Origin of the sequence: Polaromonas sp. CT11-55 (genome assembly GCF_047303325.1) — a bacterium.
Lineage (GTDB): Bacteria > Pseudomonadota > Gammaproteobacteria > Burkholderiales > Burkholderiaceae_C > Polaromonas.
On sequence record NZ_JBKBEX010000030.1, the window covers coordinates 18,594 to 31,215 of the forward strand.

The window sequence follows — 12,622 nt, forward strand, 5'->3', positions numbered from 1 at the left end:
GCGTGGACATGATCCCGTCCCGGGGCCTGCTCGATGTCCGCGAGGCCTCTTGAAGAAGAGCGCTTTGGAGTCGAGGCACCGGTGCTCGGGGCGGATGCTCTAGGGGCCATGGGGTGAGGATGATTGTTTCGCGGAGCGTAACGCGTTGTTTTTGTTTCGACACCGAACCATGATGCCGGCATTCAAACAACTAGAGCGAGACAAAACCGTGACTATCCCCCTGAACCCCGGCCGCCGCCGCCTTCTCGGCGCGGCCGCACTATTGCCTTTTGCCGTCAAGGCGCAGGATGACTACCCGAGCAAACCCATCCGGATGATCATTCCGTTCGCGGCCGGTGGCGCGACCGATGTGCTGGGACGCGATCTTGGACAGGCCATGGCGCCCAGCCTCGGGAAGGCCTTTATCGTCGAGAACATCGGCGGCGGTGCCGGCGTCCCGGCGCTCAATACGGTGGCGCGCTCGGCAGCCGACGGTTACACCGTGCTGTTTTGTGCCTCCGGCAACATCACTGCGCAGCCCTTGCTGAGCAAGAACCGTGTGGACATCCTCACCCAGGTCACGCCCGTGGGCATGATCGCTTCGGCGCCCCATGTGCTGGTGGTGAGTGCGAAGGCGCCCTTCAAATCCGTCGCGGAGCTGATTGCCTATGCCAAGGCCCACCCGGGCGAGGTGAATTTCGCTTCCGCAGGCATAGGCGGCCTCGCCCACCTGGGGACGGAGCTGTTCGCGCGAAGCGCCGGCATCCAGGTGACGCATGTCCCTTACAAGGGCGCGGCCCAGGTCATGACCGACCTCATCGCCGGCCAGGTGCAAGCCATCTTCGGGACCATGCCCTCATTCACGGGAATGATTGACAAGGGCGCGATCCGGGCCATCGGGATCACCGCACCCAGCAAGTCCAGCCCGCTCAAAGGACTACCCTTGATTTCGCAGACCGTGCCCGGGTTTGCCTACAGTTCCTGGAACGCCATTTTTGCGCCCGCGCGCACGCCTGCGCTTGTGACCAACAAACTCTACGCGGCAATGCAGGCCGCAGCCAGGAACCCCGCACTGCTCCAGCGCTTCGATGAGCAAGGGGTGGACGTTGCGATGTCCGGGCCGAATGAGATGCGCAATCTTGTGCGCAAGGAGTCGGCCATCTGGGAGAAAGTGATCCGTGAGGCGCGAATTGAATTGAACTAGAAAATTGATAACTGCACTGACGTACAGAAAATCGATACCGGCCGGGAAACTTAAGGTTTGCGCGCCAGCCGGGCGACCAGCAGCAGGCCCACCAGCGTGATCACCACAAAACAGACAAACGACCAGTTGGCAATCGAGCCGCCCAGAAAGGTCCAGTCGATCTTGGTGCAGTCACCACTGCCCTTGAAGATCATGGGAATCGCGCGCTTCAGGGGAAAGGTCTCGATCATCCCGTAAAAATCGCGGCCGCACGAAGCGATTTCAGGCGGATACCACTGCAAAAAGCTCTGGCGCGCCGCGACAAAAGCGCCGAAACCGGCCAGCAGCACCATCAGGCCCGAACCGGCGATCAGGAAGCCGCGGCTTTTGGCAATCGCCGTCACGCCCGCCACCAGCGCCACCAGCACCAGCGCATAGCGTTGCACGATGCACATGGGGCACGGCTCCAGGCCCACCACATGCTGCAGATAAAGGCCAAAAGCCAGCATGGCCACGCAGGCCGCGGCAACCAACACCAGCACGCGGCGCGGCATGGCATCGAAATACGTCAAAAACATCAGGGAGCCCTCTTTTTTTCTGGATGGATTATGGATTGTCCAGCGGTTCGGGCGTTTGGGCCGGGATAAGTTCCCGCCTGCGATTCATGGAGGGCGAATTTTTTCGCCCCCTTTCATCCGCGGAGGCCAGCACTTGTCCTACAGGTGGGCGGTGCCGGCGGGCGTAGATTTTCAGGACCCAACCACTTCTGGAGACCCTCATGATGGTGCAAAACGCCCTCGCCAGTGTCGCCGTGCGCGACCTGGCCACTGCCCTGCCCTGGTACGAAAAACTGCTGGACGCCAAAGCCAGCCGCCCCATGCCCGAAGTCGGCGAATGGCAGTTCCAGCGCGGCGGCGGCCTGCAAGTCTATGAACTGCCCGAGCGCGCCGGCGAAGGCTCGCTGACCCTGGCCGTCAACGACCTTGAACCCGAAATCGAACACCTGCAAAAGCTGGGCATAGACACCAGCCATACAACCGCCACCGACAAAGTCCGCGCGGTGATGATCAGCGACCCCGACGGCAACCACATCGCAATCGCCGAAGCCCTGATGCCCGGCGTGATACGCTGAAAACCAGCACAACCAGGAAGGATAGAACCATGGAATTCCACCGCGGCCGCCTCGTCGACCACATCCACCTGCGCGCCCATGACCTCGCGGCCAGCAAACGCTTTTACCGTGCCGTGCTGCAGTCGCTGGGCAAGGCCGGTGCCATCCAGGAAGCCGACAGCCATTTTTCGGCCGACGAGCTCTGGATAGACCAGGCCGACGGCGCCACCTCGCACGTCCACCTGGCTTTCCAGGCCAAAGACCAGGCGGCCGTCAAAGCCTTTTATGAAGCGGCGCTGGCCGCGGGCGGCACCGACAACGGCGCGCCGGGCGAGCGAAAATACCACCCGGGCTACTACGGCGCCTTTGTGCTGGACCCGGACGGCAACAACATCGAGGCGGTCTACCATGGGCCTTTTGTGGCTTCGGCCGAGTCGGTGGTGATCAAGCCCGCCGGCTAGGCAGAGCCTGAGATTTCAACGGGAAGCCTTCGCCTCAAGGAGCCGGCATGTGCCGCAACATCAAGACCTTGTTCAATTTCGAGCCACCGGCCACCGAGCTGGAAATCCGTGACGCCTCGCTGCAGTTTGTGAGAAAGCTCAGCGGCTTCAATGTGCCGTCCAAGGCCAATGAGGCCGCGTTTGATCGTGCGGTGGAAGAGGTTGCGGCCTCGGCGCGGGTTCTCATCCGGACATTGGTCACCAACGCCGAACCGCGCAACCGGGAGGTGGAAGCCGAACGGGCGCGGGCCAGGTCGGCGCTGAGGTTTGGCACGAACCGGTAGCCGGAGCCGGACTTGCATCAGCCATGGCGGCGGACGGTACCGTGGTTGAAATCCCCGCCTTGCGCACCCAGGCAACCCAGCCCTTGCAGCGTTTCCTCCACCGCCATGTCCAGCGGCGTGTGCGGCTCCGCACCGAGCGCCGCCACCAGGGAGGCGTTGTCCATGCGTACCGGCGTGTTCCAGAGGTAGCGCATCCGGCGCAGCTCGCGCAGGGTCTCGACAAAGGGTGCGGCCAGCGTCACCGCCCACCAGGGAAAGGATTTGATGGACGGCGCAGGGCCGCCGCGCCGCGCGACGACACGGCAGATCGCTTCAGCCAACTGGCGGCCGTCGTTGTCCCACTGGCCGTCCATATGGAAGGTTGCGAATGCAGGCAGAACGTCACGCCGCGCCAGCAAGGCAACCATGGTACGCGCAACATCCGGCAAATAAGCCCATTGGTGGCCGACCCCGGGCTTGCCAGGCAGCTTCACGCTGCGCAGCGGAGCGCCCGGCCGGACCAGGCCTTGCGAAAACCAGCTGTTACCGGCGCGCGGCCCAAAAAAATCACCCGCGCGCACGATGATCACCCGGCAGCCGCCCTGGCCACTGTCACTGGTCGCGTCCTTGAGGCGTTGCTCAAGCTGCACACGAATCGCACCTTTGGCAGTTTGCGGGTGTTGCGGTGAATCCTCCCGGGGGCTGGGAAATGCGTCCGGCCCGTAGTTGTAGACCGTGCCGGGCAACACAATGGTCGCGCCGTGCGCCCGGGCGGCTGCGATCGTGTTATCCAGCATGGGCAGCACCAGCTCGCCCCAGCGACGATAGCCGGGCGGATTGACGGCGTGCACGATGACGCCGCAGCCTTGCGCCGCAGCCATGACATCACCGGGATTCATCGCGTCGCCACGCAGCCAGGTGATGCCGCCATATTGCTCGCCCTGCGGCAGCTCGCCACGGCTGAGCGCGCGAACCTGCCAGCCTGCCGCCTGCAGTTGCCGGGCCACTTCACCGCCAATGCCGCCGGTTGCGCCCAGCACAAGCGCTGTGCCTGATCTGTCTTGTTTGCTGCTCATGCCAATTCCCCAAAAAGTTGCGATGGGTAAAGTCTGGGCCCCGAAGGGTCAAAATGGAATTGACTAAGACAGGGTAACAGCTATACATTTTTGTATGGAAGAAGATGCCGGCTGGGAGCTTTATCGCTCATTTTTGGGGGTGCTGCACGAGGGTTCGCTCTCAGGTGCGGCACGGTCTTTGGGGGTGGCACAGCCCACGGTCGGACGCCATGTCGCCTCACTCGAAAAATCGCTAGGCCTGGCGCTGTTCACGCGCTCACAAACCGGTTTTGCGCCGACCGAAGCCGCGCTGGAACTGCAGCCCTTCGCCGAAGAAATGGCCAGCGCCGCGGCCGCCTTACGCCGCGCCGCCGAAAGCCAGGGCGACGGTGTGCGCGGCACGGTGCGGGTCACGGTGAGCGAAGTCATCGGTGTCGAAGTGTTGCCGCCCATCGTCGCAAAACTGCAGCGCGAGCACCCGGGTCTGACCATCGAACTGGTGCTGACCAACCGCGTGCAGGACCTGCTGCAACGCGAAGCCGACATTGCCGTGCGCATGACACAGCCCAAGCAAGACCTGCTGATCGCTCGCCGCGTGGGTGAAGTGGAACTGGGTCTCTACGCGCGCCGCGATTACCTGGACGCGCGTGGCACACCCCAGTCGTCAGCGGACCTGGCGCAGCATGCGCTGATCGGGTTTGACGAGGAGACACCCTTTCTGCGTTCGGCGCGCAAAGCCTTGCCCGCATGGAAGCGGGCGGCGTTTGCCACGCGTACCGACAGCGACCTCGCGCAACTGGCATTGATACGTGCCGGCGCCGGCATTGGCGTGTGCCAGTCAGCGCTGGCGGCGCGTGACCCCGCCCTGGTGCGGGTGCTGCCTGGCGAGTTGTCCTTCAAACTCGAAACCTGGCTGACCATGCACGAAGACCTGCGCCACAGCCCGCGTTGCCGTGTCACCTTCGACGCATTGGTCGAAGGTTTGCAGCAGCATATTGGTTGAAGCCGAACAGGATTCGACCTGCATAAGCAGCTGCCTGCACGCACCCGCAACTAGCCCTCCACAAACACCCTCGCCTTGCGCGGCGTCACCACCAGCATGTCGCCTTCGCGCAGGCCCATGTCGGCAAATTGCTGCGAGGGCATCTGGGCTTCGATGATGGCGTCGCCCGGGACATTGCCTTTTTGCTCGTAGCCTTCGGCGGGAATCAGTTCCAGCCGCGCGATGGGGCCGATGACGATGGCGCGCTCCAGGTGGACGACGATGCCTTCGGCGCCGGGTGCGTAGCGCTGCACGTCCAGGTCGTGCGGGCGCACGTAGGCAAAGGCCTTGGCGTCCTGCGCGCCGGCGTGTTCGGGTGAATCAAGGCGCAGGCCCTCGAGCTGCACCTCGCCTTCGTGGGCCCGGCCGTGGAACAGGTTGACGTCGCCGAGGAAGCCGTAGACAAAGGGGCTGGCCGGGTGGTCCCAGACCTGCTGCGGCGAGCCTATCTGCTCGATCTTGCCCTGGTTCATCAGCACCACGCGGTCGGCCACTTCCAGCGCCTCTTCCTGGTCGTGCGTCACAAAAATGCTGGTGACATGCAGGTCGTCGTGCAGGCGGCGCAGCCAGCGGCGCAATTCCTTGCGCACCTTGGCATCCAGCGCGCCAAAGGGTTCGTCGAGCAGCAACACCTTGGGCTCCACCGCCAGGGCGCGCGCCAGGGCGATGCGCTGGCGCTGCCCGCCCGACAGCTGCGAAGGAAAACGGTCGGCCAGCCAGTCGAGCTGCACGAGGTTCAGCAGCGAATGCACTTTTTCCTTGATCTGCGCCTCGCTGGGCCTCACGCCGCGCGGCTTGACGCGCAGGCCGAAGGCCACGTTCTCGAACACCGTCATGTGGCGGAACAACGCATAGTGCTGGAACACAAAGCCGACCTGGCGCTCGCGCACATGCACGTCGGTGGTGTCTTCGCCGCTGAAGAGGATGCTGCCGCGGTCGGCGGTTTCCAGGCCGGCGATGATGCGCAGCAAGGTGGTCTTGCCGCAGCCCGAGGGGCCCAGCAAAGCGACCAGCTCGCCCGACTCAATGTCCAGGCTCACGTCACCCAGGGCCTGGAAGTCGCCAAAATGTTTGCTGACGTTGCGGATTTCTATGCTCATGTCTTTCTCTCTTTCTCCCTCCCCATAGCGAAGGGAGGTTGGCTTTTCTTCCTCCCTCTCCCCCTGGGAGAGGGTTGGGGTGAGGGCCGGCGGCTACAAATCGGGAGCCGCCCTCACCCTAGCCCTCTCCCTGAGGGAGAGGGGATAAAACGGGGCGCTCGGGCGGCAGATCCGCCGCGGCTTTCATGTCGGCTTCGTGGCGCCATTCGGCCACCGACTTGATGGCCAGCGTGACCAGCGCCAGGATGGCCAGCAGCGAGGCCACGGCGAAGGCGGCCACCGACTGGTATTCGTTGTAGAGGATTTCGACATGCAGCGGCAGCGTGTTGGTCTGCCCGCGGATATGGCCGGATACCACCGACACCGCGCCGAACTCGCCCATGGCCCGCGCATTGCACAAAATGACGCCGTAGATCAGACCCCATTTGATGTTGGGCAAGGTGACATGCCAGAAGGTCTGCCAGCCGGTCGCGCCCAGCACGATGGCGGCCTGCTCCTCGTCATTGCCTTGCGCCTGCATCAGCGGGATCAACTCGCGCGCGATAAAGGGAAAGGTCACGAACACGGTCGCCAGCACGATGCCGGGCACGGCGAAGATGATCTTGATGTCATGCGCGAGCAGCCAGGGCCCGAACCAGCCCTGGGCGCCGAAGATCAGCACATAAATCAGGCCGGCCACCACAGGCGAGACCGAAAACGGCAGGTCCACCAGCGTCGTCAGGACCGACTTGCCGCGGAACTCGTACTTGGCAATCGCCCAGGCAGCGGCCACACCGAACACCAGGTTCAGCGGTACGGCGATCACAGCGGCGATCAGCGTCAGCTGGATGGCCGACCAGGCGTCGGGCTCGCGCAGCGCGGCCAGGTAGGCGCCAAAGCCTTTTCGCAAGGCCTCGGTGAACACGGCCGCCAGCGGCAGCACCAGGAACAGCAGCACAAACAGCAGCGCCACGGTGGTCAGCGTGTAGCGCACCCAGGGAGCCTCGGTGGTGCCGGCGCGGACGCGGCGGTTGGTGAGTTGGGCGCTCATGCTGGGGCCCCTGCGTTGCGGCGCTGCCAGGCCTGCAGGCCGTTGATCACCAGCAGCAGCACAAAGGACACCAGCAGCATCACCACGGCCACGGCGGTGGCGCCGGCATAGTCGTACTGCTCGAGCTTGCCGATGATGATGAGCGGCGTGATCTCGGAAATCATGGGCATGTTGCCGGCGATAAAGATGACCGAGCCGTATTCGCCGATCGCGCGGGCAAACGCCATGGCAAAGCCGGTCAGCAAGGCCGGCGTGATGTGCGGCAATATGACTTTGGTGAAAATCTGCAGGCGCGTGGCGCCCAGGGATGTGGCGGCCTCTTCAAGCTCTTTTTCGGCGTCTTCCAGCACAGGCTGCACCGTGCGCACCACAAAGGGCAGGCCGATAAAGATCAGCGCGATCACCACGCCGGCCGGCGTGAAGGCCAGCTTGATACCCATGGGCTCCAGGTACTGGCCTATCCAGCCGTTGCCGGCCAGCAAGGCCGTCAGCGAGATGCCGGCCACGGCCGTGGGCAGCGCGAAAGGCAAATCGACCAGCGCATCGACAATCTTTTTGCCCGCGAACTTGTAGCGCACCAGCACCCAGGCCACCAGCAGGCCGAAGACCAGGTTCACCAGCGCCGCAACCAGCGAAGCGCCGAAGGTGAGCCGGTAGGAGGCCAGCACGCGCGGCGAGGTCACGGCGGTGATGAACTGCTCCCAGCTCATCGTGAAGGTCTTGAAGAACAGCGCCGAGATCGGGATCAGCACAATCAGGCTCAGGTACAGCACTGTGTAACCCAGCGTGAGCCGAAAGCCTGGCAGCACGCGCCGGGCGGCCCTTTTGCCACCCGCAGGGATTCCCGGCGCCACCGCGGAAGGCGGCGCCACAGAAGACAAGGCAGTCATGGCTTGGCTTACTTGACGGCGTAGAGCTTGTCGAACTGCCCGCCGTCGTTGAAGTGCACTTTTTGCGCTTCACCGAGGCTGCCGAACACGTCCTGCACCGTGAACAGCTGCAGCGGCTTGAAGGTGCTTGCGTATTTCCTGAGCACGGCCTGCGAGCGCGGGCGCAGCGCATGGCGCGCGGCGATTTCCTGGCCCTCGTCCGAGTAGAGGTAATTGAGGTAGGCCTTGGCGAGGTCCGCCGTGCCCTTCTTGGCGACGGTGCGCTCCACCACTGCCACCGGGTTTTCCGCCAGGATACTGATGGAGGGGTACACCGCGTCCACCTTGCCTTCGCCGAACTCCCGGTTCACCGACAGCACTTCGGACTCGAAGGTGATCAGCACGTCGCCGATATTGCGCTGCAGGAAGACGGTGGTCGCATCGCGCCCGCCCTTGCCCAACACCGGCACGTTTTTGTAGAGCTTGCCGACGAATTCGGCGGCCTGCGCGTCGCTTGCGCCCTTCTTCTTGGCATAACCCCAGGCCGCCAGGTAGGCGTAGCGGCCGTTGCCGCCGGTCTTGGGGTTCACCACGACAACCTGGATGCCGGGCTTGACCAGGTCATCCCAGTCCTTGATGCCTTTGGGATTGCCGTTGCGCACCAGGAACAGCATGGTCGAGGTGGTGGGCGATGCGTTGTCCGGAAACTTTTTTACCCAGTCCTTGGCAACCACACCGGCATTGGCCAGGAAGTCCACGTCGGTCGAAGTGTTCATGGTGACCACATCGGCATCCAGGCCGTCGGCCACCGACCGCGCGATGGCGCTGGAGCCGCCGTGCGACTGGTCCACCTTCACGTCCTTGCCGGTGGTCTTTTTGTAGTGGGCGATAAAGGCCGCGTTGTAGTCCTTGTAGAACTCGCGCGCCACGTCGTAAGAGCCGTTGAGCAGCGTTTGCGACTGCGCCGGGACGATACCGCTCGTTGCCAAAACCAGGGCAGCAAGAGCGATTTTGAGTTGTGGGGAAGTCATGCCGTTTCCAGGGATCCGAAAGAAGAAGTTCGCGGAGAAGAAAAATCAAGCCGCGGTGCCGAGAGCGAAGCATCGCCCGCCAGCGACTGCAGCAGGGCAATGCCCAGCGGCCATTCGCCGTGGCCCGATTCAATGTTGATGTGGCCCGCATCCTGCAGGCGCACAAACTCGCTGCCCCAGGCGCGGGCATAGGCGCCGGCCAGGCGCACCGGACAGAAAGGGTCGTTGCTGCTGGCCACCAGCACGCTGCGGTAAGGCAGCTTCTGGTAAGGCACGGGGGCGAAGTCGCTCAGCACGGCGCGGCGTTCCGGGTCGGCCGGCGCCACCAGCAAGGCGCCCTGTATGCGTTCAGCCGCCTCAGGCGGCAAATGCGCGGTCGCGATGCAACCCAGGCTGTGCGCCACCACCACCACCGGCTCGTTCTGCAGCAGGATGGTGTTGGCCAGCGACGCCACCCAGGCCTTGCGCGAAGGCGTGATCCAGTCGTCCTGCCGCACACGCACCGCATTGCCCAGGCGCTCGGCCCACAGGCTTTGCCAGTGGCCGGGGCCGGAGTCGCGCCAGCCGGGAACGATGATGAAACGCACGCTGCGTGAACCCATCTGCTTACTTGTTCGGCTGCGGCGTGACGCGCAAATACGGCTTGATGGCTTTAAAGCCTTTTGGAAAGCGCTGGGCGATTTCGGCCGGGTCCTGCAGGCTGGGCACGATGATCACGTCGTCGCCGTCCTTCCAGTTCACCGGCGTGGCCACCTTGTAGCCGTCGGTCAGCTGCAGCGAGTCGATGACACGCAGGATCTCGTCAAAGTTGCGGCCCGTGCTCGCGGGATAGGTGAAGGTGGTGCGAATGGCCTTCTTCGGGTCGATGATGAACACGCTGCGCACGGTCGCCGTGGGGCCGGTGCTCAGGGCGTTCGGGTGAATCATGTCGTAGAGCCCGGCCACCTTGCGGTCCGCATCGGCCAGGATGGGGAAATTCACCGTGGTGTTCTGCGTCTCATTGATGTCATTGACCCACTTGCTGTGGGAGTCCAACGGGTCGACGCTGACCGCGATGGGCTTGACATTGCGCTTGGCGAACTCACCGCTCAGCGCAGCAGTCTTGCCGAGTTCGGTGGTGCAGACGGGGGTGAAGTCGGCGGGGTGCGAAAACAGCACCACCCAGGAATCACCGGCCCATTCATGAAAGGAAATCTTGCCTGCGGTGGAGTCTTGCGTGAAGTCGGGGGCGGTGTCGCCGAGTCTGAGAGTGGCCATGGTTGCTCCTTGAGTTGCTTGATCAAAGCATTGTGGGGAGCAAGCGTTAAAACGCAAAAGAATATATTGCTCTTAATTTATCCGGATTTGTACATAACGAAGGGATTCACTTGTTCTGACGATTGAGGTGGCATGTCCTTGTTTCTTCAGGTATTCGGTATTGGTATTTGGCTGCTTGGTATTCCTCCCTCCACCCCGACACCCACAACATACAAGCGAAGCGAGTTGTTTTTGACCCCGTCTGGACCGAGCACCACAGGCTGCCCGTAGCGAAGCGAAGGGACGCAGACACCAGGGTCGCCTTTCTTTTGCTTACGTTTCTTTGGCGAAGCAAAGAAAAGTAAGTCGCCCGCCGGGGCGAGACCCGGCCAGCAGCCTCAGCAGAGAAAACAACCATAGACCAAGAACAGCCCAATGGAGCTTGAGGCCAAAACCTCAAGCCAGCGAATCCCCTCTCATCCTCTCCCCAAGGAAATCCAAAAAACTCCTCACCGCCGGCACCTGCCCGCGCCGCGAGGGGAACACCGCATGCGCCACGCCCGAGGGAAGCGCCCAGCCCGGCAGCACGGGTACCAGCAGTTGGGCCTGCCGTTCGGCCGCGCTCATGGAGTCGGGTAAAAAACTCATGCCGGTGCCGGCCAACACCGCGAGTTTCAGGGTCTGCAGGTCGTCGGCGACATAGCGCGGCTGGTGCTGCAGCACGAACTCCTTGCCGCCCGGGCCCAGCAGCCGCCATGACGAGCGCCCGTCGGCCCAGGACATGGACACCGTGTCGAGCTTGAGCAGGTCTTCGGGTTTTTCGGGCCGGCCCTGGCGCTGCAGCAGGGCCGGGCTGGCCAGCAGTTGGCCGCCGCTGGAGCCCAGGTTCTTGATCACCAGGCTGCCGCTGTCTTCCAGCGTGGGGCGTACGCGCAGCGCGATGTCTATGCCCTCCTCCACCAGGTCGATCACGCGGTTGGTCACGCGCATGTCTATCCGCACCTGGGGGAACATCTCCATATAGCGCGGCACCAGGTAGCCCACCGAGCCCTGCGCCAACGTCACCGGACAGGTGATGCGCAAGGTGCCGCGCGGCTCGACCTGCATTTGCGCCACGGCTTCGGAAGCCGCCAGGGCCTCGTCGCGCATGGCGCCGCAGTGGCGCAAATAGATTTCACCAACCTCCGTCAGCGAGAGCTTGCGCGTGGTGCGCTGCAAAAGCCGCACGCCCAGCCTGGACTCCAGCTCGGCCACGCGGCGCGACAGCCGTGACTTGGGCAGGCCCAGCGCGCGCCCGGCCGCGGCAAAGCCGCCGCGCTCCACCACCTCGGCGAAATACAGCATGTCATTGAGGTCTTGCATAAGAGAACCCGCCCTTTCTTCGCGACCGGATTTGGCCCTGCTTTCTGGTTGATTGTCCCAAATATAGGACGATCTATCGCAATTTTACCGACTTATCAATCAATCGACTCATCCGCACAATCTATCCATGGCTGCGATTCAAGGTGAATACGGCCTGAAAACCCGACTCAACAACCACTCTGTTTAGGAACCCCATCATGAGCAAGCTTCTTCACATCGACTCCAGCATCCTGGGCGGCAACTCGGTTTCCCGCCAGCTCACCGCCCAAATCGTGGCTTCCTGGCGCGCCGGCCACCCCGGCACCGAAGTCAGCTACCTGGACCTGGCCGTCGACACGCCTTCCCACCTGTCGGCCGAGTCGCTGGGTTTCCGCATGCCCGCCGGCAGCGACCTGAGCGAGGTGCAAAAGCGCGAAAACGCCGTGTCCGAAGCCCTGGTGACGCAATTCCTGGCAGCCGATGTGATCGTGGTGGGCGCACCCCTGTACAACTTCGCCATCCCCAGCCAGCTCAAGGCCTGGATTGACCGCGTCGCCCAGGTCGGCCGCACCTTCAAGTACACCGAGAAAGGCCCTGTGGGCCTGGCCGGCGGCAAGACCGTGATCGTGGCTTCGGCTCGAGGCGGCGTCTATTCGACCAGCGAAGCCATGACCGCCCTGGAACACCAGGAGAGCTACCTCAAGGTGGTGTTCGGTTTCTTCGGCATCACCGACGTGCGTTTTGTGCGCGCCGAAGGCCTGGCCATGGGCGAAGCCGCCAAGGAGGCCGCCCTGGCCGCCGCGCAGATTGAGATCGTCACGCACACCCAGGCACCCGCCGCCAACCAGGACCGGGCCGCCGTGGCCGCCTGAACGCGGCGTT

General features: G+C 63.5%; 15 protein-coding genes. 6 read left to right on the top strand and 9 right to left on the bottom strand.

Annotation, left to right across the window (positions count from 1 at the left end):
- Positions 1-208 precede the first annotated feature (208 nt).
- A complete protein-coding gene (locus ACEN8I_RS21010) occupies positions 209-1,183 on the top strand; it encodes a Bug family tripartite tricarboxylate transporter substrate binding protein (RefSeq protein WP_413330562.1) in 975 nt (324 codons plus the stop codon).
- Positions 1,184-1,233: 50 nt separating this feature from the next.
- On the opposite strand, the gene ACEN8I_RS21015 is transcribed toward ACEN8I_RS21010, so the two are convergent.
- A complete protein-coding gene (locus ACEN8I_RS21015) occupies positions 1,234-1,740 on the bottom strand; it encodes a disulfide bond formation protein B (RefSeq protein WP_413330563.1) in 507 nt (168 codons plus the stop codon).
- Between the two features lie 200 nt (positions 1,741-1,940).
- On the opposite strand from ACEN8I_RS21015, the gene ACEN8I_RS21020 reads away from it, so the two are divergent.
- From ACEN8I_RS21020 to ACEN8I_RS21030, 3 genes are read left to right on the top strand one after another with little or no spacing between them, the layout of a single operon-like run.
- A complete protein-coding gene (locus ACEN8I_RS21020; RefSeq protein WP_413330564.1) occupies positions 1,941-2,294 on the top strand; it encodes a VOC family protein in 354 nt (117 codons plus the stop codon).
- A gap of 29 nt (positions 2,295-2,323) precedes the next feature.
- Positions 2,324-2,734 (top strand): VOC family protein, encoded by a 411-nt coding sequence (locus ACEN8I_RS21025; protein WP_007865284.1) that lies wholly within the window; start codon positions 2,324-2,326, stop codon positions 2,732-2,734.
- A 47-nt stretch (positions 2,735-2,781) separates the two neighbouring features.
- Entirely contained in the window at positions 2,782-3,057 is a 276-nt protein-coding gene (locus ACEN8I_RS21030) for a DUF2277 domain-containing protein (RefSeq protein ID WP_413330565.1), read from the top strand.
- 17 nt (positions 3,058-3,074) lie between these two features.
- Here the strand turns inward: ACEN8I_RS21030 and ACEN8I_RS21035 are convergent, their stop codons facing one another.
- Complete coding sequence (locus tag ACEN8I_RS21035; protein WP_413330566.1) at positions 3,075-4,112, bottom strand: NAD-dependent epimerase/dehydratase family protein; 1,038 nt, start codon at positions 4,110-4,112, stop codon at positions 3,075-3,077.
- A 94-nt stretch (positions 4,113-4,206) separates the two neighbouring features.
- Between ACEN8I_RS21035 and ACEN8I_RS21040 the strand changes: the two genes are divergently transcribed.
- Positions 4,207-5,094: a LysR family transcriptional regulator gene (locus ACEN8I_RS21040; RefSeq protein ID WP_413330567.1), complete on the top strand. Its 888-nt coding sequence runs from the start codon at positions 4,207-4,209 to the stop codon at positions 5,092-5,094.
- Positions 5,095-5,144: 50 nt separating this feature from the next.
- Here ACEN8I_RS21040 and ACEN8I_RS21045 read toward each other — a convergent pair whose 3' ends face one another.
- From ACEN8I_RS21045 to ACEN8I_RS21075, 7 genes are all read right to left on the bottom strand, one after another.
- Complete coding sequence (locus ACEN8I_RS21045) at positions 5,145-6,233, bottom strand: sulfate/molybdate ABC transporter ATP-binding protein (RefSeq protein WP_413330568.1); 1,089 nt, start codon at positions 6,231-6,233, stop codon at positions 5,145-5,147.
- Positions 6,234-6,351: 118 nt separating this feature from the next.
- Positions 6,352-7,263: a sulfate ABC transporter permease subunit CysW gene (cysW, locus tag ACEN8I_RS21050; RefSeq protein ID WP_413330569.1), complete on the bottom strand. Its 912-nt coding sequence runs from the start codon at positions 7,261-7,263 to the stop codon at positions 6,352-6,354.
- Positions 7,260-8,153 carry a sulfate ABC transporter permease subunit CysT gene (gene cysT, locus ACEN8I_RS21055; protein ID WP_413330570.1) on the bottom strand — a complete coding sequence of 298 codons (894 nt, stop codon included), beginning with the start codon at positions 8,151-8,153 and terminating at the stop codon, positions 7,260-7,262. Before cysT ends, cysW begins: the two co-directional genes overlap by 4 nt.
- An 8-nt stretch (positions 8,154-8,161) precedes the next feature.
- On the bottom strand, positions 8,162-9,163 hold the full coding sequence (locus ACEN8I_RS21060) for a sulfate ABC transporter substrate-binding protein (RefSeq protein WP_413330571.1): 1,002 nt from the start codon (positions 9,161-9,163) through the stop codon (positions 8,162-8,164).
- A complete protein-coding gene (locus ACEN8I_RS21065) occupies positions 9,160-9,765 on the bottom strand; it encodes an RBBP9/YdeN family alpha/beta hydrolase (protein WP_413330572.1) in 606 nt (201 codons plus the stop codon). The genes ACEN8I_RS21060 and ACEN8I_RS21065 overlap by 4 nt, the downstream gene beginning before the upstream one ends.
- Before the next feature lie 4 nt (positions 9,766-9,769).
- Positions 9,770-10,420, bottom strand: coding sequence for a peroxiredoxin (locus ACEN8I_RS21070; RefSeq protein WP_074574492.1), 651 nt, complete (start codon positions 10,418-10,420; stop codon positions 9,770-9,772).
- 435 nt (positions 10,421-10,855) lie between these two features.
- A complete protein-coding gene (locus tag ACEN8I_RS21075) occupies positions 10,856-11,761 on the bottom strand; it encodes a LysR substrate-binding domain-containing protein (protein WP_413330573.1) in 906 nt (301 codons plus the stop codon).
- Positions 11,762-11,958: 197 nt separating this feature from the next.
- On the opposite strand from ACEN8I_RS21075, the gene ACEN8I_RS21080 reads away from it, so the two are divergent.
- Positions 11,959-12,612 carry an FMN-dependent NADH-azoreductase gene (locus tag ACEN8I_RS21080; protein ID WP_007873448.1) on the top strand — a complete coding sequence of 218 codons (654 nt, stop codon included), beginning with the start codon at positions 11,959-11,961 and terminating at the stop codon, positions 12,610-12,612.
- Positions 12,613-12,622: the final 10 nt, after the last annotated feature.